The sequence below is a fragment of the Mesorhizobium sp. M0830 genome, from assembly GCF_040319965.1.
Classification (GTDB): domain Bacteria; phylum Pseudomonadota; class Alphaproteobacteria; order Rhizobiales; family Rhizobiaceae; genus Mesorhizobium.
In genome coordinates this window covers 1-25,067 of record NZ_JAMYOR010000078.1, presented here as the reverse complement: position 1 = coordinate 25,067, position 25,067 = coordinate 1, and the positions used below count along the sequence as shown (strand labels likewise).

Below are 25,067 nucleotides of genomic sequence, written 5' to 3'. Positions count from 1 at the left end.
GAAACGCTTTCTCTTCATCAGTCCGTCCTTCAATCAAGGGCCGGACTCTAATCTCAGATGGAGGAAAAACTCAGTGGCAGGTCACTATCACGCCGCGACGCCGGGCCAGCCCTATCCGCCGATCCTGCTCGCCACCACGCAGCGGGACGACCGCGTCCACCCGGTCACGCGCGAAAGATGGCCGCAAAGCTTCAAGCTCTTGGCTATCCCGCTTAGCGATTGCCCGGTGAAAATGATGAGACCTGGCGGGTGGCGGCCTGCTCAGTGATCTATGCCAGCATGCAGCCTCTCCGCAAGCATCCAAGAAATCATGCCTCATACAAGCTGAAGTCATGGAGTGCCTGACATTGGCACCGAAATTGCGCCGCCTAACGCGACCCTTGAATAAGGTCATGACGTCTGGTTATCCGGCGAGCCAATAATACTCATTTGAAGTGCAACGCGCCCGCGCCTATAGCTCACGATCGTAGCGTTTTGGATAGCCAGATCATACTTTTGGGCCAGTGCAACGGCGTCCGCCGAAGGCCAATCGTGATAACACCCGGGGGGAGATTTTCATGAATATAAAGCGCATCCGAGTTTTCCAAAAGAAGCTTTCGATCCCAGGAGGAAAGGTCACTGTTGGGCAGGCCACGCTTTCAGAGCTCGACTCTACAATCGTGCAGGTCATTTCAGATAGTGGCCTGATTGGCTGGGGTGAAACTTGTCCAATTGGTCCGACTTACGCTCCAAGCCACGCTCTGGGAGCTCGAGCGGCAATCATGGAAATGGGCCCTGGTCTGATCGGCGCGCCCATTAGCCCGGCGCTGCTGCACCGCAAGATGGATTCACTTTTAAACGGACATTCTTATGCGAAGGCGGCGCTTGATATAGCCGCGCACGATCTGATTGGTAAGCGGATGGGAATGCGGGTTGCAGACCTTCTGGGCGGCGCAACAACGGAGCGCGTCCCATTTTACTTTTTCATCGGGGTCGGCGACGCAGACGAAGTCGTCCGCTCTGTAAGAGAGGCTCAGGCCGGGGGATATGTTCGAATCCAAACTAAAATTGCGGGACGGCCTGTAGAGCAGGATATCGAGGTCATACGGAAGGTTGGTGAGAACCTGAAAAAAGGAATGCGCTGGGCGGTAGATGGGAACAGAAACCTGACCACGCGAGACGCAATTTTCTTGAGCGAACAGTGCAGCAGTCTCTCATTCGTTTTTGAGCAACCCTGCAATACTATCGAAGAAATTGGCGCCATACGTTCAAGAGTGCGGCATCCTATTTATCTGGATGAGAACGGAGTGGACCTCAACACGGTTTTACAGGCCATTGGCAGCGGGCTATGCGACGGCTTTGGAATGAAGATCACCCGGATTGGCGGTTTGAAGCCAATGGCGACTTTCCGAGACATCTGCGAAGTTCGCTCGCTGCCGCACACTAGCGATGATAGTTGGGGAGGCGACATTACAGGGGCGGCTTGCGCCCACCTTGGGGCCACAGTGAGGCCAGATTTGTTTGAGGGATGCAGTTGGGTCAATAGAATTTCTGACGAAAGTCACTATGATCCAAAGAACGCAATTCGCGTGACAGACGGCCACATCTCGCTTCCGACGGGTCCCGGCCTTGGTTTGGAAATCGATGAGGCGATGTTTGGCGCCCCCATTGCAGAGTTTTGATTTAGCATGCCAATCCGCAGGTTCAAAGAAGGAAAACGTCATACCTGTTATTCATATCGAAACGTTCAATCAGACGATAACAAGAAGGCAGAACTGTCCGCCGAGATCACCAAGCTATTTTGCAAAAAAATTGAACCTGAGAACCGAACAGATCCACGTCTTATTTGATGAGTATGAACCAAATAACTGGGCGACCGGCGGCAAACTATAGTCTAGAATGTGAAATACCTGAGTTCTCCGCAGTCTAAGCTTGTCCGCAGCAAGTCAGAAATTGGGGCTCGGTCGCGTGCGTGGCCGAGCGAGTTGAACCCGTTTGTGATGGGGATGACGAAAGAGTTTTTTTAAACCTATGGGGCTATGCGGGATTGAAGGATGTTGGTTATCACGTTGCCGAGTTGATTACGGTGCCGTACCTGAGTCGATTATCTGATGGCCGCAGACATCCAGCAGAAGGAGTGTCCCATGTCGCAATCTTTTGACGCGAGCCGGTCCCTCACCGCTCTTGAGCAGGATAACACGATCATCGCCGTCATCGAAATGCGCAAGGCGAAGTGGCTGGTCGCCGCGCTTGTTCAAACGCCAGCCGCTCAAGAAGCTCGATGCCGATGCGCCAGCACTGTTGAAGCTGTTGCAGCGCTGCGCGACGAAGCCGGCCGGGCCGGGCATCCGATCAAGCGCATCGCCGTCGCCTATGAGGCGGCTGGCGACGGCTTCTGGTTGGCGCGCTTTTTGCGGGCGCACGGCATCGAGGCCTACGCCATCCATCCCGCCAGCGTTGCGGTGTCGCGCGAGCACCGCCGCGCCAAGACCGATCGCCTTGACACCGAGCTGTTGATGCGTGCGTGCCTTTCTTGGCTGGCTGCGCGGCGAGAAACGCCATTGCTCCATGGCTGCGATCCCGACCATCGAAGAGGAGGACGCGCGACGACCGAGCCGCGAGCGGGAGAGCCTGGTCGGCGAGCAGACGCGGCTCGTCAACCGCATCAAGGCGGTCCTCACCCGCCTCGGCATCCGCAGCTTCCGCTTAAGCCTGCGCAGCGCGGCGGACAGGCTCGCGGCCATCCGCACGGCGGAGGGGACGCCGTTGCCGGACAACACCTGCGCCGAGCTCTCCCGCTTGCTTGCGCGGCTCAGCCTGATGCGTGAGCGGATCCGCACCATCGAGCAGGAACGCCTGCGCCGGCTGGCGGCCGCCCCCGCTGCGGCGGCGAGCGGCCTGCACGCGATGGTACGCCTCATCGCGCGGATCATCGGCATCGGCTTCGAGACGGCCGACATGCTGGTCCACGAGGCCCTGTCGCGCGGCTTGCGCGATCGCCGCGCCGTGGCGCGCTATGCCGGGCTGACGGGGTCGCCGGACGAGAGCGGCCAACGCCGGCGCGAGAAGGGGTTGGCACGCTCCGGCAATGCCCGCGTGCGGCGGGGCATGATTCAACTGGCGTGGCGGTTTCTGAGCTTCCAGAAGGACAGCGACCTCGCCCAATGGTACTAGGCGCGAACGGCTGATGGCCGCAAAACCACACGCAAGACGATGATCGTGGCGCTGGCTCGCAAGCTGCTGATTGCGCTGTGGCGTCTCGTCACCACCGGCGAGGTGCGCAGGGCGTCGTCTTTCGTGCGGCGTGATGAGGGGCACGTGGGAAGAGGAGAACAAGCCAATTGGCGGGCCCGCAGCAGGGTCTGCCGATGACGATCCGAGGTGGCGGTGACCCGCGCTACAACATGGTGTTCTACAGGCCGTTCTGAAGAAATGGGCCCGCCGCCCCGGAGCTTCGCCACCGATGCGCATGCTGCATCATGGTTCAGATCCACGGGGGATCTACCGCATACAAGTCTGCCGCGCGACCTTCGCGCCTGGCTCGGCGAGCTCGCCTCGGAATCTGTCGTCGGCGTTTTGGCCCCCGCAAGAAAGGGGCTCACCCGACCCGACAAAGCCTGCCGCCGTGCTCGTGACCGTCAAGGACAAGTCGCTGCGCGGTGGGCCTGCGGCCCACCCTTGACCGTCACTGCGCGCGGCGGCCCGTTCGAAGCCCAAGGTCGAGGAGATGGTCGCCAACTGGCCGAACCAGGAGATGAGGAAATGAACGAAGAGCAAGCTTGACAATCATCGCCCCATACAAGTTGTAGCCGACGGCGGCGAGCATAGCGTTGTTGGCGTCACCTTCGGGGAAGGCCAGGAAGTTGCGGCCCTGGCGGTGGACCTGCTTGAGATGGCCGATGACCGGTTCGACGGCGGCGCGGCGCGTCGCAGTGCCCGCTCTTGATGGCCTTGGTGAGGCCGCGCCTGTAGCCGGCGAGATGGACCTTGAACATCTTGTCCCTCAACGCGTTGTGGCCGCGATAGCCGGCATGGGCGACGATCTTGCCGAGATTGGCGCCGACCGCGGTCTCGATGGCAGGAATGACGGTGGCCAGCGTGCTGCCGTCACAGGGATTTCCGGGCAGTGCCTTGACATGGGCGACGAACCGGCCGCCGCGGCTACGCTGCAGCGTGGTGGCGACCGAGACCTTGACGCCGAACTCATAGGGCTTATGGGCCTTATCCTTGCCGATGCATTCCACCTCGGGAGCGTGCAGGGAATAGACCTTGCGGCCGCGCTGGCGCTGCCGCTGGTCCCTGACGCCCGGGCAAGCGACAGCGGCAGGCCGAAGACCCGGGTCAGTTCGGGCTGCCCGGCGAGCTTGCGGGTAATGTCGCGGATCACCGCGCCGAGCAGGGGGCGCAGCCGCTTGAGCGCCCGGTTGGCGCGCTTGAACTTGTGTGGATGCCAGCCGTTTTGCAAGGAAGATTTTGAACCTTTGAACGCATGATCGAGTGCGGTCTTGTGTCAGGCTTTGAGTTGCGGCCATGACGTGCCGCGGGCCGGTATGGTGATGCGCGGATCAGGTCCAAATCTAGAAAGCGAGCGTGGGGCTCGGTGCGTCATTCTGGTTTTCCTGACCCCGATCTGATCGATCATTTGCCCATGCAGTTCAGGCCTTCCTCACATTCCCGACGAACCGGCTTCAGGTGTGCTGCTGAATGCTCATTCAGGCACCGTTGCCGGATTCCGGTAATCCTCTTCCTTTGTCAGCATGGCCCAGATGCCACGCGCCATCTTGTTGGCCAGCGCAATGGCCACAAGCATGCGCGGCTTCTTCGCGATCATGCGGGCGAGCCAGGAGCCCTCGGGCGCGCCCTTCCGGGATGCCCATCGGACCACAGCCATGGCGCCGATGATGAGCAGCCGTCGAATATCGCGTTGGCCCATCTTCGAGGTTTTTCCTAGTCGTTGCTTGCCGCCGGTCGACCTCTGCAACGGGACGAGCCCAAGCCAAGCGCGAAGTCACGGCCGCATTTGAATGTCGCCATCGGCGGCGCGAAGGTTTCGATGGGAAAGGCGCCGATGGGGCCGACACCGGGCATGGTCTGCAAGCGTTGCGATGTTTCAGCTTTCCTGGACAGCGCGTCGATCGTGTTCTTCAATGCGTCGAGCCGGCCAGTCAGCTGGTCGATCTGGTCCACAGATCGCCGCAGATCTCGCGGACCAGATCCGGCAGTTCCGTGTTCTCGTCCTCAACGATCTCTGCCAGACGCCGCAGGTGGCCGATGCCTTGCGGAGCAACATGGCCGAACTCGCGCAAGGCGTTGACGAACTCGGTGCGCTGATTGACCAGCTGTTCGCGGGTGCGAAACACAATCGCCCGGGACTGCTGCTCCTCGCTCTTTGTCTCGACGAAACGCAGCGTTGGCCGCTGCGCCGCCTCGACGATCGCCTCCGCATCCGCTGCGTCGTTCTTCTGCCGCTTGATGAACGGTTTGACATAGCCAAGGGCAATCAGTTTTGGCTGATGGCCAAGCTGGCCATCTCGCGAGCCCAATAATGGGAGCCGGCGCACGCCTCCACCGCCACGATAAATGTCGGATGACCCGCCATGAACCTGCCAAACTGCAGGCGCGACAGCTTCTTGCGGAACACAACCGATCCATCACCTGCCGCCCCGTGCAACTGAAAGGCGTTCTTTGCCAGATCGACCCCGATGATGGTAACCTTTTTCATGGATGCCTGCCTTTCCTTTGCGTGGCTGTAACACCACAATCTTGGCACATTGCGATGCCGTCTGAGAAGGCTGGCATCAACCCCATCTGCTTGGCATGGGCATAACGCTGATGCTTGATCAGTGCGAACTTGCCGACCCGCGCATAGGACTGGCGCAGGCCGATGCCGTGTTTTTTGGCCAGCGTCACCAGCCGCTCGCGGGCCCGATGATCAGCTTGGCGTGGTCGGGAGGGTGATGGCCTTCTCCTGCACGGTGGTGTCGACGATCACCGCACGGAAGGCGGCCGGTTTGGCCGCCCCCAGCCGCGTCGTTGCCGCAAGGCTCTCCTGGCACAAGGCTATCAGCCGCTCCTCGTCCAGACGCCAGCGCGTCAGCGAGCTGCGCGGTCGAAGGGCAGGCGGTGCTGGAAGAACTCCTCGCCGCAGAACAGCTGGTTATAGGGGTTCTCAAGCCAGCGGGGAACTCGACGCACAGTCTGAAGCGCGCGGCCTCGAGAACAGCGAATGGCCTGTCATGCTGCTCGAACGAGACGACATGCGCCGCCAGAAGCGTTTCGAGGCTCGCGCCAGGGCTGCCAAACTTCGCCATGACGTGCAGATCGAGAATGCCGACTTCCGCGCCGCACGCGGCCTCGACCGCAATCTGTTCATGACGCTTGCCGGCTGCGACTGGATCAGAAAGCATCATGGCCTTCTTGTCACAGGGCCAGCCGGCGTCGGCAAAAGCTGGCTTGCCTGCGCTCTCGGCCACAAGGCCTGCCGTGAAGACTTCTCCATCGCCTACCACCGGGTTCCCCGGCTGTTCGCCGCCCTCTCGCTGGCAAGAGGCGACGGGCGATACGGCAGGATCCTCAAATCTCTTGGCAGAACCGACCTGCTGATCCTTGATGACTGGGGACCGGAAAAACTCAATGACGACCAACGCCGCGATCTCCTGGGGATCATTGAGGACCGCTACGAACGACGCTCAACCATCGTCACAAGTCAGGTCCCCGTGGTTCGCTGGTGGGAGATTATTGCAAACCCGACGCTCGCCGATGCGATCCTGGATCGGCTCGTTAACAACGCCTATTGCATCGATCTCACCGGTGAAAGCATGCGAAAACAGCGCCCGCCAATCGCACTCGAAAACGCCGAAGCTTGACCTGAAACAAAACCCAATCCAAACATCAACGAACCCGAGATCAGACCGAAAAATGGCCGCCTTCAAATCGGAACGGTGGACGGCATGAAATCGGAATGACTGCCCGGCTTCAAATTGGAATCGGTGGCCGGCTTCATCGGAATACCACATGCGATGTATCCAGTAATTGAGAATGGACATTAACGATGTTATCTAGCTACGGCTCAAGCCCGTCGCGAGCTCAGAAACGTGCAGCAATATTTGGTATATCCGCGCGCGGCCGCCGGTAGGATTCCGCGAGCGGTCTAAACTGGACCACGATAGTTAGAAAGTTCACCCGCTGATGCCCCGAAGAAAGAAAGGCACCGCTGTCAACAATGTCTCGGATGGCGCACTCACGCTTGTGAGCGGTCAGGTCGCTGGTGCTCTGCGTCAGGCTATACTTTCGAGTCGCTTGCGACCGGGTAGCCGCCTTCGCCAAGAGGAACTTGCGGAAGAGTATGGGGCCAGCCGCATTCCGGTGCGGGAGGCACTTCGAACACTGGAAAGTGAAGGATTGGTCATCCTTGTGCCAAACAGCGGTGCGTGGGTAGCTCGCTTGGACCAAGAAGAATGCATCGAAATCTACAAGATTCGTGAGCAGTTGGAGCCACTGGCACTCAGGGAGAGTACGCCGAATTTGCCCGATCAGTGCGTTGAGCACTTAGCCTCACTTGCAGAGGCCATCGAGACCGCCGAGGACATAGATACCTTTCTTCGCCTTGACCGGGAATTTCACATCCTTAGCTACCAAGGCGCGGCCATGCCTCGCCTGCTGCAGATGATCGAAACATATTGGAATTCGACGCAACACTACAGAAGGGCTTTCGCGATTGTGGCCGGCGGGAATGCCATGTCCGCAGTACGTCACGAGCATGCTTTGATCGTGGACTCCATCGCGCGCCGTGACGGGGAGCAGGCCAGCCTGCTTCTTTACGGGCATATTCGCAGAACGCGTCTCGAACTCCAATCCCACCGCGACATTTTCACTTGAGTGAATGGCGCGCCTGCACAACTTCGGAGGTCTGTTACGAATTGCGAAGCAGATGAAGCGGCACCACGTCGCTGCAACAAAAGGCCCCGGATCGACCCGACCAGAACGACAAACCTGTCTGAAGCATCCAAGCTCGAATGGATGGTCACCCGGCTCATCCGGCCGGATCGGCCGGATGCCACAGACGCCGGGGTGTGTTGCGCTCATAGGCCTTGCCTTTCGGGAACGACACCAGTTCGAGTTGCATACCCCAGGGCGCGAGGAAATAGACCCAACTCTGTCCTGCGCTCGGCCCTGCGGTGCGCACGGTCGGCTGCCCCTGTACGCGCACACCCTTTGCCTTCAGATAGGCGACGGCGGCATTAATGTCGTCGACATAGAACGCAAGGTGGTGGCCGCCCACATCACTGTTCCTCGGCTGGAGGTGGTTCTGGTCGGGAGACGTGTATTCGAAGATCTCGAAATTGGAGCCGTTGCGACAACGCATGAGCCTTAGTCGCTTCATCACAGTGCGTGGATGGACATTGAGATGCTCTTGCATCCAATCGTCATCGGCCTGGAACGGGCCAAGTTCGTAGAACAGATCGCAGCCTATGACGTTGACAAAAAAGGCGACGGCCTCGTCCAAGTCGGGCACGGTGAAGCCTACATGATCGGTGCCGGCCAGCCCCGGGAGACCTCCGCGGCCGTCTCGTCCGCCGGCAGTGCGGTCTCTCAGTTCATCCATGTCGACTCCCTCGTGAAAGATCCGGTGTGAATAGAATGAAACGTATCCAATACCCCACGATTGGCAAGGAAATTATCAGAAGCGTCGCCAACAACGATGTAGATGTATCCAATGCGTTGACAGTTTGGAAAGGTGTGAGCTAACGTGGGCATCCGTGGAAATATCGCTCCTTCCATTTTGGCCATGGCGACATTCCTGGTGTGCGTGGCGGAAGCTGACGCTCGTCAGTGTCGGCCTTCTCATGCGAAGCAGACATAACAGGACGAACGACAAATGACTGACACACAGTTCAGCCCGGCCCACGGTATAGCCTTCATCGAAGGCGCCTACATGCCCCTAGCGCAGGCCAGCGTGCCGCTGACCGACCGTGGCTTCGTCCGCTCGGACGCCACGTACGACGTGGTCCATGTTTGGCAGGGACGCTTTTTCCGGCTGGATGACCACATCGAACGCTTCGAAGCCTCCATGCGCGGCCTGCGCATGAGCCTGCCTTATTCCGCCTCGGAGATTGCCAGCATTCTGATGGAATGCGTGCGCCGCAGCGGTCTGCGCGATTCTTATGTGCAGATGACCTGTACCCGCGGCATCCCTCCGCGCGGCACGCGTGACCCGCGCCTGTGCCAGAACCGGTTCTACGCATTTGCCCAGCCATTCGTATGGATCGCCAATGAAGAACAGCGCCGCGACGGCCTCAGGATGGTGGTAAGCTCGGTGCAGCGCATCCAGCCCGAAGCGGTAGACCCGCGCATTAAGAACTTCCATTGGCTGGACCTGACCATGGGTATTTTAGAGGCGTATGATCACGACGCTACCGTTGCCGTGCTGGTCGACCGCGATGGCAATGTCACGGAAGGCGCCGGATTCAACGTCTTCGCGGTGCGTAACGGTGTGCTGGCGACCCCAGACCGCGGCGTGTTCGAGGGTATGACGCGGCGCACGGTTATAGAAATTGCCGAAGAATCGGGCATTCCTTGCGAAGTCCGACAAGTCAGCGCCGGTGAGTTGCGCGCAGCTGACGAGATCTTCATCACCAGCACTGCCGGCGGCATCATGCCGGTTACCGCGCTGGACGGCCATATCTACGGCGATGGCAAGCCTGGTGCCCTGACCTGCCGCATCCAGGACACCTACTGGCACCGTCAGGATGTCGGCCGGTTCTGCACCAACGTCGACTACAGGGATGGCGCCGCATGAGCGCGAGCTTCGCATCCAAGGTCGTCCTCGTTACAGGCGGCACCCATGGCATCGGCGCCGCCTGCGTTCGGCGATTTGCGGCGGACGGAGCCCGTGTGGTTTTTACCGGGCGTGACCGTGAAGCGGCGCGAGCCCTGATGCTCGAAGTGCCTCAGGCAGTATTCGTGACTGGCGATGCTTCCGTAGAGGCCGACTGCGAGCGCGCCGTACGGGCTGCGCTCGATCTCGGCGATGGGCGAATAGCTGGCCTCGTCAACAATGCCGGTATCAGCGCGCGGCAGGCCTTCGACTTGGCGACCTTCGCCGACTGGAACCGTGTGATGACGGTCAATACTGGCTCCGCCTTCCTATTCACGCGTCATGCGCTGAAAGGCTTGCGTGCTGGCAAGGGCGCGGTGGTTATGATGTCATCGATCGCCGGGCTGGTCGGCGAGGAAGGGCTTGCCATATACACAGCCTCAAAGGCTGCATTAATTGGCCTCACCTATGCGCTGGCGCTAGAGTTCGGTTCCGAAGTCCGCTTCAACGCAATATGCCCCGGACAGATCGCCACACGCATGATGGGTAGGACTCTGGAGATTCCCGGCCGCAGGCAGATACTGGAAAGTCGCATCCCAGTCAAACGGCTTGGAACGGCGGAGGACGTAGCGGAAGCCGCCTTCTGGTTGCTTTCACCCGCCTCGAGCTTCGTCAATGGCATTGCGCTGAGTGTCGACGGCGGTGAAACGGCCGGTTCTATGACGCCTTCCTCGTAACCAAGTTCGCCTCCAGGTGACGATCGTCCGGCGTCCTTTTTTGATAGAAGTCGGAACGCAGTTAAGTTTGACAGAACCCCCGCGGCTTATGGCCGCCACACGGTCATTCGCAACCTCAAACCTAGATATCCGGCGCGGCGAATTCCTGACACTGCACGGCGGTTCCGGGTGCAGGCAAGACGACAGCGCTGATGATGTTGGAGGGCTTGGAAGAGCCGAGCGGCAGTGAAATCCACATGAACGGAACGCCGGTCGAACGCCTGCCGCCCCATGGGCGTGGTGTTCCAAGCTGACGTCGGTAGCGGAGGGTCTGAAGAGCCGCCGTTCGGGGCGCGTCACGGAGTTTACCTATCTTGGAGATCGTTGAGCGTGCTGGTCGATCTCGGCAACAGCCACATCGCGATAATGAAGATACCGGCCTCGGTAGGCTTGCTGCCGCAAATTGTAACCGGCTTGACATCGCTTGGAACATTGAGGACGCAAAGGCTGTTTGCGGCAGCCTGACACATGGTAGCCAACGTCAGCGCCTAAAGCACGGATGTATCCAATATGACGTATCTTCCACGATATTCAGCCAATGTGGTTGACAACTGTATCCAATGGCTTCACTCTTCGTGTTGGATATGCGGCGGCTCTGACTAACTGAACCGCAGACTGCGGAAAAGCTTTGCCTGCAATTATGAACAACTCGCTCTCGGTGGGTCGGCCACTAAGGGGCACTTTGCCGGAGTCAGCAAGATGCGCACAAATTCTAAGGACAAGGAGCTACGAGAAAGAGCTCGTCAGGTCATTCCTGGAGGAATGTACGGCCACCAATCTACTGGCATGCTGCCATCCGATTTTCCCCAGTACTTTAGCAAAGCGAGCGGTGGAAGAATTTGGGACGTCGATGGCAATGAATATGTCGACTATATGTGCGCCTTCGGTCCTAACCTGATCGGTTACAACAACGCGGAAGTGGAGGCGGCAGCGCGACGGCAAGTTGAGCTTGGCGATACGATGACCGGGCCGTCTGAGCACATGGTGAAGCTTGCCGAGGACTTCGTTGGCATGATCGAGCATGCCGACTGGGCGATGTTCTGCAAGAATGGCTCAGATGCAACTTCAATGGCGACCATCCTTTCCAGAGCATATACTCGTCGTCGCAAGATTTTGATCGCGAAAGGTACCTATCATGGAGCGTCGATTTGGAACACGCCGAATCTAACAGGAATCCTTCCGGAAGATCGTGCTCACTTCATCTATTTTAAGTATAACGACCTTGACAGTCTTCAAGATGCGATAAAGTCCGCCGAGGGTGATGTCGCTGGTGTGTTCGCGACCCCATTCCGACATGAGATCTTCCAAGATCAGACATTGCCATGTGTGGAATATGCACGTGGCGTGAGTGCCATCTGCGACGATCTCGATGCACTGTTGATAGTAGATGAGATACGTTCTGGTTTCCGACTGGCAAGAGATTGTTCGTGGGCCCAATTTAACGTCAAGCCCGATCTCACTTGCTGGGGAAAAGTACTAGCGAACGGCTACCCGCTGTCAGCGCTTCTGGGAACAGACAAAGCCCGGTCAGCCGCGCAATCGATCTACGCTACCGGTTCGTTTTGGTTCTCGGCCGTTGCGATGGTCGCCGCCATAGAGACCCTGCGGCAAATCCGTGAATCGGACTATCTTGAGAAGATGATCAACATCGCTGCGGAAATCCGTTCCGGAATCGACCAGCAGGCTAAGACCCATGGTTTTAGCGTTAGACAAACCGGGCCTGCGCAGATGCCTCAGATTCTTTTCAATGATGATCCTGATATGCGGATCGGCTATTTTTGGACCGCGGCCGCAGTGAGGCGCGGCGTCTATTTGCATCCCTACCACAACATGTTTGTGACGTCGGCGCATACCGAGGAGGATGTTAAGAAGACTCTTGCAGGTACAGATGCTGCGTTTGAAGAGCTGAAGCGCTCCTACCTTTCAATCGAGCCGCAGGAAAACCCGCGAGTGACAGCGCGGCTAGCTGCCCTCTCTTCCGGCTAGAATCAACCTTCGAACCGACTTAGCTCATCACCGCATCACGCAGGGCGACGACTTAGGGTGCATGCCGCTGCAGCGCGGCGCGTGTCAGGACGGCGTTGTCACGTTAACCGCCGGCGGTCGCGATGAGGCGATGTCGGCGGATTTTCGGCATTGGCTAGCTCGCAAGGTAGCTCGTTGAGACCGATGGCTTCAGTCAAATTCTCGCTGACTCGCAACAATCTAACAGTTTGCCCACAGGAAGGAGGGCAGCGACCTCTCGATCACCCCACCTCCATCGACTGCACGCTGTAGCGCGATGGAAGGCCGTGCTTACATCGGGCCCCTGAGGCCCTTTCGGCCGACATCGCCTCATCGCAACCGCTGGCGGCTAACGCAAAAGCCCTAGAAGCTTTGCTTGCTCAACCGATAGTATCCAATTGGTCAAAATCCTTGCCTCAAATCAATAGCATCTCCCAGCAGAGTGGCATATTTGGATACATTTCGCTTGACTTGGAAGGAGCTGGGACGTAGATTTTCATACAACAGGAAAGACGATAGGAAGGCCTCGCTCTCGTACTCCGGTCGGCAACAGAAAGCCCGTACGGGAGCGTTTAGGCTAGGGAGGTTTTCTCGGCTCTCACTGAAATCCCGCCTACGTCGGAGAAACTCAATACGCTTCTGATGGCGAGAGCATTTCGCGGCAAATCTGAGACCTGACTGGCAATCGGGCATAACTAGAGAGACAAAGGAATGCCGGACTATATTGATCTTTCACCCAAGCAAATGTGGCGTGAAATACGCCCCAGTGCTGGTGATCGCGCCGATTTTGATATCAAGCTTAGTGGCACAATGCTGTCGCAGATGCATCTGATCCGAGCATTTGAGGAGAAAGTGCTCGAGCTTGCCGGGTTAGGACTCGTGCATGGCCCTGCTCATTCGGCCATCGGTCAGGAAGGGGGCGCTGTCGGCTCCGCAACGTCCCTGAGGCCGTCGGACCAAGTCAACGGCTCGCATCGCGCCCATCATCAATTCCTGGCAAAGGCACTGGGATACGTATCGCAAGAAGGGATCGATCCCAAAGCCGCGTTTGGAGGGGATATCCGAACGCTTGCCAAGAGGACGCTCGCAGAAATTCTGGGCCTGTCGCAAGGGTTTTGCCGCGGTCGCGGCGGGTCCATGCATCTGCGATGGGCGGAATCCGGCAATCTTGGAACCAACGCTATCGTAGGCGGCGGCGTGCCAATGGCAGCGGGTGCCGCCTGGGCGCACAAGCGAGCTGGAACAGGGGACGTTGTTTATACTTACTTTGGCGACGGGGCGACGAATATCGGTTCGGTCTTGGAGACGATGAACCTTGCTGCTGCATGGAAACTTCCTATTTGCTTCTTTATTGAGAACAATCGTTACGCAGTCTCCACTCGCGTCGATGAGGTCACAGCGGAGCCGCGTCTATCGTCACGCGGGCTGGCTTTCGGAATTCCTGCGTTCAAAGTCGACGGGATGGACTCGGTGGCGGTCCATCTAGCGTCCGAAGAGGCGAACGGGATCATGCGCGCTGGCAATGGCCCGACGATTATCGAGGCGGATGTTTATCGATACTTCCATCAGAATGGGCCTATGACCGGTAGCGCGTTTGGATACCGATCAAAGGAAGAAGAAGCCGAATGGCGCACTCGAGATCCGCTAGATGCCCTGGCAAGAAATCTACTGGAACGTCAGGTGCTCGGTGAAGACGCCGTACGGCTGCTGCGCGACCGGTGCGTCAATTTAATGGATGATGTCGCAACCGAGCTCGTTGAGACTCATGACGGCAAACAGCGGATTATTCCATCCCTGTGGCCCGAGGAGAGTTTCCGGGATTTCGGCCTGCGAGGCGATTTGTCCGAATTCAATGGTGCACGTTTTGAGGAACTCGAAAATTTCTCAGGCGCGATCACGGAGGACGCTCGCTTCATTGATGCTGTCGCCAGCGTTATGGGTCGACGTATGAAAACCGATGAGCGTGTTGTCGTCTTGGGGGAGGATGTGCACAGGCTCAAGGGCGGTACCAACGGAGCGACAAAGGGGCTTTCTGCGGAATTTCCGGATCGTGTATTGGGCACGCCAATATCGGAAAATGCATTTACTGGCCTTGCCGGAGGCATGGCTTCTGACGGTCGGGTGCTGCCAGTCATCGAGTTTATGTATCCGGACTTCATGTGGGTTGCCGCCGACCAGGTCTTCAACCAAATCGGCAAGGCTCGGCACATGTTTGGCGGAGACAGTGATATGCCGGTAGTTCTGCGCACAAAAGTCGCGATCGGCACTGGCTACGGCTCCCAACATTCGATGGATCCGGCCGGCATTTTCGCAACCGCACCAGGGTGGCGCATCGTCGCTCCGTCTACACCATTTGACTACGTTGGATTGATGAATTCTGCTCTGTTGTGTCGCGATCCCGTGCTGGTGCTTGAACATGTCGAGCTCTACGCCTCAAAAGGCCCTGCTCCAGCGGATGACCTCGATTACTTCATTCCACTCGGCAAAGCGAAGGTTGTGCGCCAGGGAACGAAAGTGACAGTAGTCACCTACCTCGCGATGGTGGCCAAAGCGCTCGCAGCCGTCGAAGCGTTGGGCATTGATGCCGAAGTAATAGATCTGCGTACTCTCGACCGGGCGGGCTTCGACTGGGAGACGGTGGAGTCCTCGATCCGCAAGACCGGCAATGTGGTCATTGTAGAGCAGGGCACCTCTGGCACTTCTTATGGGGGATGGCTTGCCGACGAGATGCAACGCCGATGCTTTGACTGGCTCGACCAACCAGTTGCGCGCGTGCACGGCTCGGAAGCCTCTCCTTCAATTTCAAAGGTCCTTGAAGCCGCTGCGGCTGCACGACAGCAGGATATTGAAGCGGGTTTGCGCGCCGTAATGGCTAACCAAGGCATGCCTGTCAGCGGTTGAGGTAACGGGAAATCATATGGCCTTGAATATTACGCTTCCCGCATTATCCGCCGGGATGGAAGACGCAGTTATCATTCGATGGTTGAAGGTTGAGGGCGATATGGTCTCCAAAGGCGAAGTAATCGCTGAAGTGGAGACCGACAAAGCAACAATGGAGCTTGGGGCCGAGGCCCACGGCAAGCTCGAGAGAGTTCTCGTCTCAGCCGGTGGACGCGCGCAGGTTGGACAGATAATTGCTGTATTGCTGAGCGGGGGAGAGAATCGCGGCGACTTTGCGTTGCCACCAGATAACGAGCCAGCCTCAGCCCCCTTAGCGAGAGTTGAAGCCGCCTTGCCTCAATCAATTGGACCAGTTCGCGCAAAGGCTGAGTTTTCATCAGCCAATCAAGTTCGGCATAAAGCCTCACCACTGGCGCGCCGCCTGGCAGCGCAGAGCGGAAGCGTGCTCCATGGAGTAGAGGGAAGCGGGCCGAAGGGCAGAATTGTTCGTATAGACGTGGAGAGGCTGGCCAACGACGTCGCCCTCAGGCAGCCAATCATCGAGAACGCTGAAGACGGGGGTTCAACGTCGTCGCTCAATGATCTCAACAGCGTACCGCGAGGAATTGGACCTTACGAACTAGTCCCGCACAGCTCGATGCGACGCACAATTGCCCGACGACTTGTCGAGGCGAAAACGACTATTCCACACTTCTATCTGAACGTCGAATGCAACATTGATGCGTTGCTATCGCTCCGTGGCCGAATAAACGAACCGCGCGAGCCGGCTCGGCGCATTTCGGTGAACGACTTTGTTGTCAAAGCGTCGGCGACCGCATTGCGTTTGGTGCCCGACGCCAACGCTATCTGGACGGAGCGCGCGATCTTAAAGCTGCTGGATGTGGACGTCGCGGTAGCTGTGGCAACGGAAGGAGGGCTCATTACGCCTGTCGTTCGCCAAGCAGACAAGAAATCCCTCGGCGCCGTTTCGTCCGAAATCAAAGCACTCGCAAATCGAGCGCGAGAAAGCAGACCCAAGCCCGACGAATACCAGGGCGGCGGCTTTGCCGTTTCGAATCTGGGCATGTACGGTGTTTCGTCCTTCTCTGCTATCGTCAACCCGCCGCAGAGTGCCATTCTGGCAGTTGGTGCCGGAGAACGACGGCCAATTGAAAGGGACGGCGAATTGGCATTCGCCACGATGATGAGCTGCACTTTGTCGATCGACCACCGCTGTATAGATGGCGCGCTCGGCGCTGAGCTGCTGGCCGCATTCAAGACTGCCATCGAAAACCCAATGTCGATTCTTGTCTGACGGAACAGCTGCTTCTCGAAGAAGGTTGCGGCGATCCCACCATGGAACTTTCCTAATGCGATGATCGCTCGGAAAGCGGGGCCGGCCTTCGCAGCTGGTTGCGCCATGGGTGTTGATGCCTGCCTCGCAGACGCCCTTCTCGGCGATCACCATTGCCGTACTCGCCGAGCGCGCCGGCCTGCCTCAGGGCCTCTTCAGTGTCATCACCGGTTCAGTACGCGAAATCGGCCAAGAGGGGTCCGGTCGTTCGCAAGCTGACCTTTACACGCTCGACTCAAATAGGCGCCGAACTCTATCGCCAGAGCGCGTCCACAATTACGAAACTCGTCTCGAACTCGGCGGCAACGCGCCATTCATTGTCTTCGATGAGGCCGATCGGGATGCTGCGGTCGAACGGGCATGATCGCCAATGTTTCGCATGTTTCGCAACACGCGGCGGCCCGTGAAAACCTCGAACGGGCACACCGGCTCCAGATCGCTGGACTTAACCGTAAACTCTGAATCATCATCGCTTCCCGCCGCATCGGCTCTACGTTCTCAAGCGGCCCCGGTCGGCGGCGCGAATGGTCGCTTACGGAGAAGGCGCAGATCGTGGCGGAGAGCTGCGCGACCCACGGGACGGTTGTGCATCACTTGGGGAAGTAACGACGCCCTGTTGCGTTTCGTGCGCCGGCGAACCGAATAGCCGCGCAATTAAATTCGCCAGCATTGGCATCGACGACTTCGCATTCCGGCCTGGCCAGCGATACGGGACAACTGTTTGAGATCTCGAACGCCGCCCTGTGAAATTGCTGCCCTTCGCGAACAGTCGACATTGCAGGCCTGGCTCGCGAACCATCATCGTTACAGCCGCTCGTGAGCGGGGCGGCGGAGATGGCGAGGCGATCGCAAAGGCGCTGCCTCAAACAGATCAGGTGACCGACCGCTGGGACTTGATCGAAAACGCCAACAGTGGCCTTTCTCGACGCGGTCAGACACGAAAACCTGTCGGCAGGGCCCTCGTCGATCCGAACTTCTGTGTTCTATCTCGCGATGACCGTCTTGCTATTTCAAAGCGAGCGCGTTGGCGGTTGATCCGGAGCCACCCAGCTTGTTGAGGGGCGCCGAAACAAACATTCCTTCGTAGTGGCCGTCTGCGGCGCAATCCGTCGCCAAGGCGTCCAGCGCAAACATCTCGCCGATCGCCGTGCCCAGTAGGGGAATGAGCCGGTAGTGGAGAAAGCCGTCGACAACTGCCGTATCAAAAGGCTGAACTTCCAGCGCAGGATTGTCACCAGCCACGCCAGCTACTCCCTTCTCCCATATCCAACGAGCCGTCTCCTCCGATCGCGAGAGACCGCAGGCGGCAAAGGCCTCGTCATTTGCCAGACTCTCACGCGCCCCGGAATCTAAGCTCTCATACCATTGGATCCAACCGAACCGCAGGAGCAGTATATCTCCTAAGTTCAACTTCGTTTTCTGTTTCGTCAGACAATCGTCAATTTCAGCAACCGTTACCGGGTCAGATTGGCCGGGACGGATCGGACGATCTATTTCCTGTCGAAAACGAGCGAGATCCGCCAGCACAAACCTACCAACGATGCCTCTATTGGCCCAGTTTTCGATACCCAGTCTAGTCCCCGGACGCCCGGTTATATCCGCCTGCTGATAGCCTTGGTAAAACCCACAATGCGGGTGGCGGATATGCGATAAGCTATCCCACTGGGAGGAACACTGCGGAAAGAAATCGTCATAGATATCATCTGTGCCGCAGGAATCGAAGCATATCGTATGCTTCAAGCGTCGACGGCCAAAAAGCGCAGGGTTGGGGAGGTCGAGAGACCAGTTTAAAGAGAAGACTGCACCCTTTGATACCAGGGCAGCTCCTCCCAAGACGCATTCGGGCGTCAACAATCCGATGCTTCCCAATTGGTCCTCGCGACCATAGACGGCCCAGGAGGAACCCGGAGGCACGCTGCCATCCACGCCAAGCTGGTCGTAGGGAGGTCGATTTACAGAACGCGTCACTGTGTGGCTCCTAAAAAAGTCAAATTGAAAACCTGCCGACAAGAGAAAGCTTCAACCTCAGTGGCCCACCGTTTTGAGGGGCATAGCAAACAACAAAGCTGGCCCAAACAACTAAGTGGAGGCGAGGTTGCCCAACGGCCAGTGCTCTGAAGGCCGTCGACTGCGGCCTTCACCAAACGTTACGCTTCCGACCTATCCCGAGCGACTGCAGTATGAAGGAGATCTGCGTCGGTATGAGATAAATGAGGCCGCTATGGAATTGTCCAAGCAGGACGGACCGATCAGGCAAATCGTCAAGCGCACCGGGCACAGCCGCAAGCTCGTCTGTACCGACAGGGCCAGACGCAAAGCTGCCTCCTCCGGTCGAGACTTCGATCACGGATCAGCAGAGTTCCATACAATCCTGAAAAGGTTCGCCCTGCCTGTGGGAAGCACACCGGCAGGGCCGCGCCTGCAAATTAGCACCAGTCGAGTTTGCGACCGGACAGCGGGCGGTACCACTTCCCAAATTTCGGCGGGCTCACAAATGGCATCTTGAGATGGGTATACCCTTCAGATTTCGCCGCTCGCGACGATCTTTTTCACCTTCGATAGGATATCGGCTTCATAGTTCCGATCCACGGCGATGATTTTGGCGCCCTTGATGACTGTCGACATTCGTTGTCCCTCAATTGCAAAAATAGCCGCCAGATGATCGCCTGGCGCGCCCGCCCAAGCGTTCGATTTTCTCAATGATCGTGTACACTTTTGGCGACCACGCATTCGCTAAGATACGACATGGGAGGCAACGGCCAACCAAGCCTATCCAACTCGGGTCTAGATGACCCAGTTCTCCGCACTTAAGGCGTCGCTGCCAAGGTGCATCTAATCCCGTTATCCTGCAAACACAGGCGGTCGCCGGTCTGCCCACGGGAATGCCTGTTCCAAATCCCTGGCAATACGGACAACTGTTGCCTCATCTGCGAAGCGGCCAACGATCTGGATCCCGATGGGCAATCCTTCGACGCTGGCGAAGAGCGGTAATGACACCGACGGCTGACCGGTCACACTGAATACACCAAGATATTGGCAGAACCCCACTGCGTCGAAGGTTAGGTAATCGTCTATCGATATGTCCCTCGTCGAGTAAGCATCATGCGGAAGAGCCGTGCAAGGCATTGTAGGTGTCAGTAGGATATCGAAGCCCTGAACCGCCTTTCCGACATCAATTCGTATTTTTCGAATGTGCTCTAAGACTTTCGCCGCATAGGACAGAGGAAGAGTCTTCGCCTTCTCATAAACTATAAGATTGAGATGTTCGAATGTCGTTTCATCCACTTTACGGCCAAGAGCACTTGCCTCGGCATCTAGATTTGAATAGCCGAGATAAAAAGAGCCACCGATAACCTCGCGATAGTCTGAAGTAGAAAATGGTGGCTCGATTTCCTGCACCACATGACCCATTCCCTCAAGCACTTTGGCCGTTTCCGCCACTCGGTCGCGAATTTCCGGATCGAGCTTGAACTCCGCCCATGCACTCAATGCGACGCCAATCTTTAAGCGGCCGCTCGGCCGTGAAAGTTCTTGAGCGTACGGGCGTTCCGGTCCGGGAATAAGGAACGGGTCACCCGGGTAGCTTCCGGATAGCACATCGAGGGCCGACGCCATATCGCGAACCGTGCGACAATGTACGAAGCTCCGACCTATACCGAAACCCGAATCTTGCCGACTTGGCCCGCCGGAAATTCGCCCGCGCGAGGGATTGAAACCGACAAGCCCACAATAGGCCGCCGGAATACGAATGGATCCGCCACCATCGCTGGCCGACGCGATCGGCACGATTCCGGACGCCACCGCTGCTCCTGACCCCGAGGACGAACCGCCTGCTGTCCGATCCAGATTCCAGGGATTGCGCGTGATCCCACACAATGCCGTTTCGCTAAGGCCCGATACTCCCAACTCAGTCGTCGTAGTACGGCCCACAATGCGCAACCCCCCGGCCCGAGCCCGCTCAACGAAATAGCTCTCAACAGTGGGACGAAACCCTTGGTAGAGCCGACTTCCACATTCGTAGAGTCGACCGGCTTCGGTTGCGCTGATGTCCTTCCGCAGAAAGGGCACCCCGCCGAACGGCCCTGCGTCTGAGCAAGGCACGGACTCCGCGTCCTCGTAGAACTCCACCACGGCGTTGAGCGTAGGATTAATTTGATCGTGGGCCTCACGTGCGACCCGGACAAGCTCTACCGCGGCGACTTCACGTCTGCGAACTAAGTTCGCGAGCCCAGTGGCGTCATAACTCGAATATTCATGCAGCTTCATATGGATGTTCCTTTGCCCACTATTTGAGAACCCTAGTGTTTATTCATCAGATGGACAGGCTTCCCTCCGCCCAACGTCAACTTGATCCGGCACCAGCCCTTCCGTCTGAAACAGTGGTACGTTACCGCCATTGATTGAAGCCCAGTCGGGCGGTGAATCCTGTTGCTCAGACATCGAGAAATCTGCTCGTTCCGCACTTCTCTAGGGTCGCCCCGCGGACCGAGCAAAGTTACTGCAAGATTGCCCGGCACTGCATGGATCATAAGGCACAGATGCGTGACCGCGATCGCAATGATTGCGACCGCGAGGAAATGCGTTCAGGAGATCGAGCTACATAATTCCCGGCCGATCACATCGCTCAAGCCTAAACCGGCTGGAAATCGAAAAAGAGGGGGGCACCGTCCGGACGCATTGAGGCCAGCACTTTTGTAGTGCGGTACATGACTGGATTGGCCCCATTGGTTAGGAAACGGTAGGCGCCGGAATCCTCCATCAGATCCTGCATCTCCTGGTACAGCTTCCCCCGCGCTTCCGGGTTATCGATCGTGTTCGCCTTGGCGGCCAGCTCATCATAGCGCGCACTGCGGAAGCGCTCCCAGTTCCAGATGCCGACTTGATTTTGCAAGAACGGATTAGTATTGTAATTCGGATCAGGCAGGCCGATGAACCCATTTACGATGAGCTGCAAGTCCTTCCAGCGCTCGCCCTCCGATTCCATGCCAAGCGTCCAGAACGTGCTGTTATCTCGGACATTGACCACGACCGTAATGCCGATTTGCGATAGTTGTGCCTGAACGATCTGAGCTATAGTTGAGTTAAGGCTATCGCTTTGGCAATCGATGGTTACGGTCAGATTGTTCACGCCAGCCTTTTCCAAAAATTCCTTTGCCTTTACCAGATCTCCTTCTGGCGGTACGAGCGCCTTCGCACGGTGGCCGACGAGCCCCAGAGCAATGGTGCCTGTCGCCACGCTGACTTGGCCCGCAAAGGCTGCATTTAGGATCTGCGGCACATCGATCGCCCATTGGATCGCCTTCCGGACATTGATGTCCTTCAGCTTCGGGTGATCCATGTTCATGCCGATCCAGTAATACCAGAGCGAGGGCCATTCCTCGACCTTGGTATTGGCTGGCGGATTGCTCTTGAACTCTTCAAGGGAATCCAGACTGATAGAAGTGAAATCCACATCGCCTGCCAGATAGGCGCGTTCTCTGGCCTTGAGGTCGTCGACTGGCACAACGCGGATTTCGTCAAACCCTGGCTTCGGCCCCGACCATTCCGGATTGCGGGTCAGTCGTATATACTGGTTGGGCTTCCAGTCGGCGAGGACGTAAGGACCAGAGTACGCTGGCGGCTTGAGGCCGAAATCACCGCCGTCCTTGGTTGCCTTCATTACCGCATCTTCGGAAAGGATATGACCGGTAGCATCGGTGAGCGAAAGCAGCCAAACAGGTACAAATGGCGTCTTGAATACTATCACGCCAGTATAGTCGCCCTCCACCTCGACGCGATCGAGCGAACCCCATTGGGGCGCAAGAAACGATTTAAGTTTGAAAATGCGCTCGAAGGAGAATTTCACGTCCCTCGCCGTCATCTCCCCGTGACCACCAGTGAACTTGATACCTTTCTTCAGGTGGAAGCGGATATGCGTCGGGTCTACCTGCTCGATTTTTTCTGCCGCCTCGAGTTCCCAGCTCCATTCGGAGCCTGGCTTATAGCGCGTGAGCTTCGAATAGATGCAACTCATCACGTCCACTTCCACCTGTCGCGCGTAGAAAGCCGGATCGAGTTTGGTTATGTCGCCATCCGAACAAGCCGTCAGCACCTTGCCTTCGGCGGCCCAGATGACTTGCGACAGCGGCAGGCCGCCAGCAACAACTCCCCCGCCAAGCACGGCGCCGGTCTTGAGAAGGGTCCGGCGGCTCACATTGCCCATGGTGTGTTTCATGATCGTTCCCGTCCTGATTTTTGTTTAATCGATAGGCACCTAGGAACGCTAGCGACGTGGGAACAACAAAACAACGGACCAAAAAGTTATGTACCGCAAGACTAAATGTTATTGGATGATGAGCTCTGGGCCGCACGGTTATGATGCCGCGCCCGACTGGTTTGTCCTAACGTATTGGCAGTCGGCACCGGCGGTATGCGAGTTAGGTGTCTGCGCCCCCTGTGACGAGCCAGTTGCGAAAGATCTGAATTTCCTCTTGCTCAGTCGCAAGTATTGACTGCCAACTGAACGTTCATCCAGCGGCGAAAAGAATATCCGTGTTGGTCTGCTCCGATACCTTCTCTGGACCGCCGGAAGGTAGAGTTTCTCGCCTTCTCACGACGGCCGACTCCTGGCGCCAGCGGGATTGAGCAATGAGATTGGGACCTTGTGCTAATCGACTCATCTGGGCGTACTTATTGTTCAACCCGACGACAGAACGTCCGCGGGATCGCGTAGCAAGAGAGGTCGGCGTCGGTTTCCTCGGTGGGCCGTTCTCATCCAAAAGCTGCTTGAGACGAAGTATGTCGCGTGGCTAATTCCCGCGCGCCAACTGATGTAGGCAGCAGAAATGCCGTCCGCTAGCTGCTTCAAAATAAACGCCTTCTCCGCGCGAGAACCTTGATGCCAGCATTGTCTTCCGCTCCTCCCAGTCAACGGACGTCGTCGACGAGTTTGGTGACGGGCTTAGTGTAGGCCGTGAGGCCGACGAGCGGCGTTCCACCCTTTCGCGAACGGATTTACGGCGGGTGCTTCGTGTTAGCAACCGCACTCAATGATGCTCCTTCCCCAAAGGTGGCCACCGTGGTTGCCGCGTTTGGTCATTGTTGAGCAGGTGCGAAGAGCGAAAGTCGCCCGCGTGCGTGATGTTGGCGCGCCGACATTATCACAGAAAACCAATCTCTAGATCGGTTCAACTGGTTCCGCAGCGGAACTCAGAGCGAGATCAGGCATCATGGACCATCAGGAAAAGCCGACCAGGCAACGCAAATCTGTCGGCAAGGGCAACAACGTCAAAGCGGACCTGATTGGCGTCCTCGTCGCCATGAACAACAGTGTTCCCTGCGTTCTCACCATCCCGCAGGCAAACGCCCTGCATCAGGTCCGTTCGAACTCGCTCACCGTTGGCTGCAGTCCGGCGTCAGGGGATGGGTCGAACAATAGACCGGCCACCCGCTCGGCTATATCGAACAGCTCTATACCTTCGCCGATCGCGACAGGATCGGCGCCGAGGAGCGCGTAATCTCGATCAGCTATCTCGCGCTTACACAGATCGAAGATGCGAGCGCCGCAGCCAAGCGATCCTGGGCAAGCTGGTACGATTATTTTCCATGGGAGGATCATCGCTTCGGCGCGCCGACGGCAGTGTTGGAAGTTCTGCGGCCACGCCTGAGGGAGTGGGCGGATACCGCTGACGACACGGTCGTACGGCTTGACCGCCAGCGGCGCACAGCTGTCGCGTTCGGCTTCGACGACCGGTCATGGAACGAAGAGTTCGCGCTGCAGTGTTATGAGCTTCTCTACGAGGCAGCGCTTGTGGAGGAAGCGGTACGCGGCGGATACTCAGCCGCCGTTCCAAGTAAATCCATGATCGCCGATCACCGCCGCATCCTGGCAACGGCGATTGCGCGGCTGCGCTCCAAAATCAAATACCGGCCCGTGCTGTTCGAACTGATGCCGCCGCTCTTTACACTCTTGCAGCTGCCGTGGAAGCGCTCTCCGGCAGGCCCATCAACAAACCAAACTTTCGCAGGCCCATAGAACACCAGAAGCTAGTTGAAAAGACCAGGGAGACGGCCGCCGAAACCGGCGGCCGGCCCGCGCAGCTCTACCGCTTCCGGCACGACATCCTCGATGAGAGGCCCGTGGCCGGGTGTCAATCGGCCCGCAATTGGGACCCTGGATCGGCGCGCAAAAGGGGCTCTGACTCAGTTTTGATGACATTGTGACGTCGGCTGGCACTGGTTTCACAAAAAGGAATCAATGCCATGGGCCAGGCCCTCC

General features: G+C 57.9%; 14 protein-coding genes and 7 pseudogenes. 14 read left to right on the top strand and 7 right to left on the bottom strand.

Annotated elements, in window-relative coordinates; translation table 11 throughout:
- From NKI20_RS33825 to NKI20_RS33820, 3 genes and pseudogenes are all read left to right on the top strand, one after another.
- A pseudogene (locus tag NKI20_RS33825) lies at positions 1–213 on the top strand (prolyl oligopeptidase family serine peptidase); the annotation flags it as partial.
- 344 nt (positions 214–557) lie between these two features.
- Positions 558–1,661, top strand: a complete 1,104-nt coding sequence (locus NKI20_RS30050) for a mandelate racemase/muconate lactonizing enzyme family protein (protein WP_352837376.1) — start codon at positions 558–560, stop codon at positions 1,659–1,661.
- Positions 1,662–2,123: 462 nt separating this feature from the next.
- A pseudogene (locus NKI20_RS33820) lies at positions 2,124–3,287 on the top strand (IS110 family RNA-guided transposase).
- Positions 3,288–3,664: 377 nt separating this feature from the next.
- Here NKI20_RS33820 and NKI20_RS30035 read toward each other — a convergent pair.
- The 3 pseudogenes from NKI20_RS30035 to NKI20_RS30025 all read right to left on the bottom strand — a co-directional run.
- Positions 3,665–4,429 (bottom strand): annotated as a pseudogene (locus NKI20_RS30035) (transposase family protein); the annotation flags it as partial.
- A 258-nt stretch (positions 4,430–4,687) separates the two neighbouring features.
- A pseudogene (locus NKI20_RS30030) lies at positions 4,688–5,701 on the bottom strand (IS110 family RNA-guided transposase).
- 86 nt (positions 5,702–5,787) lie between these two features.
- Positions 5,788–6,159, bottom strand: a pseudogene (locus NKI20_RS30025) (IS5/IS1182 family transposase); the annotation flags it as partial.
- A gap of 56 nt (positions 6,160–6,215) precedes the next feature.
- Between NKI20_RS30025 and istB the strand changes: the two are divergent.
- The 3 genes and pseudogenes from istB to NKI20_RS30010 all read left to right on the top strand — a co-directional run bounded on the left by istB (position 6,216) and on the right by NKI20_RS30010 (position 7,857).
- Positions 6,216–6,845 (top strand): IS21-like element helper ATPase IstB, encoded by a 630-nt coding sequence (istB, locus tag NKI20_RS30020; protein WP_502898175.1) that lies wholly within the window; start codon positions 6,216–6,218, stop codon positions 6,843–6,845.
- 322 nt (positions 6,846–7,167) lie between these two features.
- Positions 7,168–7,404: pseudogene (locus tag NKI20_RS30015) on the top strand (GntR family transcriptional regulator); the annotation flags it as partial.
- An 18-nt stretch (positions 7,405–7,422) separates the two neighbouring features.
- Entirely contained in the window at positions 7,423–7,857 is a 435-nt protein-coding gene (locus NKI20_RS30010) for a GntR family transcriptional regulator (protein ID WP_352837379.1), read from the top strand.
- A gap of 154 nt (positions 7,858–8,011) precedes the next feature.
- Here NKI20_RS30010 and NKI20_RS30005 read toward each other — a convergent pair whose 3' ends face one another.
- Positions 8,012–8,584 carry a VOC family protein gene (locus NKI20_RS30005; protein ID WP_352837366.1) on the bottom strand — a complete coding sequence of 191 codons (573 nt, stop codon included), beginning with the start codon at positions 8,582–8,584 and terminating at the stop codon, positions 8,012–8,014.
- A gap of 273 nt (positions 8,585–8,857) precedes the next feature.
- Here NKI20_RS30005 and NKI20_RS30000 point away from each other — a divergent pair, with 273 nt between their 5' ends.
- From NKI20_RS30000 to NKI20_RS29970, 7 genes are all read left to right on the top strand, one after another.
- Complete coding sequence (locus NKI20_RS30000) at positions 8,858–9,778, top strand: aminotransferase class IV (RefSeq protein WP_352837363.1); 921 nt, start codon at positions 8,858–8,860, stop codon at positions 9,776–9,778.
- A complete protein-coding gene (locus NKI20_RS29995; protein ID WP_352837360.1) occupies positions 9,775–10,533 on the top strand; it encodes an SDR family NAD(P)-dependent oxidoreductase in 759 nt (252 codons plus the stop codon). Before NKI20_RS30000 ends, NKI20_RS29995 begins: the two co-directional genes overlap by 4 nt.
- Before the next feature lie 369 nt (positions 10,534–10,902).
- The gene (locus NKI20_RS29990) at positions 10,903–11,037 is read left to right on the top strand and encodes a hypothetical protein (RefSeq protein WP_352837358.1); all 135 of its coding nucleotides are present in this window, start codon (positions 10,903–10,905) and stop codon (positions 11,035–11,037) included.
- A 234-nt stretch (positions 11,038–11,271) separates the two neighbouring features.
- On the top strand, positions 11,272–12,558 hold the full coding sequence (locus NKI20_RS29985; protein ID WP_352837355.1) for an aminotransferase class III-fold pyridoxal phosphate-dependent enzyme: 1,287 nt from the start codon (positions 11,272–11,274) through the stop codon (positions 12,556–12,558).
- Between the two features lie 729 nt (positions 12,559–13,287).
- Positions 13,288–15,477: an alpha-ketoacid dehydrogenase subunit alpha/beta gene (locus NKI20_RS29980; RefSeq protein ID WP_352837352.1), complete on the top strand. Its 2,190-nt coding sequence runs from the start codon at positions 13,288–13,290 to the stop codon at positions 15,475–15,477.
- Between the two features lie 16 nt (positions 15,478–15,493).
- Complete coding sequence (locus NKI20_RS29975; protein WP_352837349.1) at positions 15,494–16,771, top strand: pyruvate dehydrogenase complex dihydrolipoamide acetyltransferase; 1,278 nt, start codon at positions 15,494–15,496, stop codon at positions 16,769–16,771.
- Positions 16,772–16,886: 115 nt separating this feature from the next.
- Positions 16,887–17,174: an aldehyde dehydrogenase family protein gene (locus tag NKI20_RS29970; protein WP_352837346.1), complete on the top strand. Its 288-nt coding sequence runs from the start codon at positions 16,887–16,889 to the stop codon at positions 17,172–17,174.
- 641 nt (positions 17,175–17,815) lie between these two features.
- Here NKI20_RS29970 and NKI20_RS29960 read toward each other — a convergent pair.
- The 3 genes from NKI20_RS29960 to NKI20_RS29950 all read right to left on the bottom strand — a co-directional run bounded on the left by NKI20_RS29960 (position 17,816) and on the right by NKI20_RS29950 (position 23,024).
- Positions 17,816–18,778 (bottom strand): cyclase family protein, encoded by a 963-nt coding sequence (locus tag NKI20_RS29960; protein WP_352837343.1) that lies wholly within the window; start codon positions 18,776–18,778, stop codon positions 17,816–17,818.
- A gap of 873 nt (positions 18,779–19,651) precedes the next feature.
- Positions 19,652–21,076 carry an amidase gene (locus tag NKI20_RS29955; RefSeq protein ID WP_352837341.1) on the bottom strand — a complete coding sequence of 475 codons (1,425 nt, stop codon included), beginning with the start codon at positions 21,074–21,076 and terminating at the stop codon, positions 19,652–19,654.
- A gap of 364 nt (positions 21,077–21,440) precedes the next feature.
- The gene (locus NKI20_RS29950; protein ID WP_352837338.1) at positions 21,441–23,024 is read right to left on the bottom strand and encodes an ABC transporter substrate-binding protein; all 1,584 of its coding nucleotides are present in this window, start codon (positions 23,022–23,024) and stop codon (positions 21,441–21,443) included.
- Positions 23,025–24,018: 994 nt separating this feature from the next.
- On the opposite strand from NKI20_RS29950, the pseudogene NKI20_RS29945 reads away from it, so the two are divergent.
- Positions 24,019–25,012, top strand: a pseudogene (locus NKI20_RS29945) (NUDIX hydrolase).
- Positions 25,013–25,067: the final 55 nt, after the last annotated feature.

Excerpts from the sequence above, each read along its gene's own strand:
- NKI20_RS30050 (WP_352837376.1), top strand. The coding sequence starts at position 558 with ATGAATATAAAGCGCATCCGAGTTTTCCAAAAGAAGCTTTCGATCCCA.
- istB (WP_502898175.1), top strand. The coding sequence starts at position 6,216 with ATGCTGCTCGAACGAGACGACATGCGCCGCCAGAAGCGTTTCGAGGCT.
- NKI20_RS30005 (WP_352837366.1), bottom strand. The coding sequence starts at position 8,584 with ATGGATGAACTGAGAGACCGCACTGCCGGCGGACGAGACGGCCGCGGA.
- NKI20_RS30000 (WP_352837363.1), top strand. The coding sequence starts at position 8,858 with ATGACTGACACACAGTTCAGCCCGGCCCACGGTATAGCCTTCATCGAA.
- NKI20_RS29995 (WP_352837360.1), top strand. The coding sequence starts at position 9,775 with ATGAGCGCGAGCTTCGCATCCAAGGTCGTCCTCGTTACAGGCGGCACC.
- NKI20_RS29985 (WP_352837355.1), top strand. The coding sequence starts at position 11,272 with ATGCGCACAAATTCTAAGGACAAGGAGCTACGAGAAAGAGCTCGTCAG.
- NKI20_RS29980 (WP_352837352.1), top strand. The coding sequence starts at position 13,288 with ATGCCGGACTATATTGATCTTTCACCCAAGCAAATGTGGCGTGAAATA.
- NKI20_RS29975 (WP_352837349.1), top strand. The coding sequence starts at position 15,494 with ATGGCCTTGAATATTACGCTTCCCGCATTATCCGCCGGGATGGAAGAC.
- NKI20_RS29970 (WP_352837346.1), top strand. The coding sequence starts at position 16,887 with ATGCCTGCCTCGCAGACGCCCTTCTCGGCGATCACCATTGCCGTACTC.
- NKI20_RS29955 (WP_352837341.1), bottom strand. The coding sequence starts at position 21,076 with ATGAAGCTGCATGAATATTCGAGTTATGACGCCACTGGGCTCGCGAAC.
- NKI20_RS29950 (WP_352837338.1), bottom strand. The coding sequence starts at position 23,024 with ATGAAACACACCATGGGCAATGTGAGCCGCCGGACCCTTCTCAAGACC.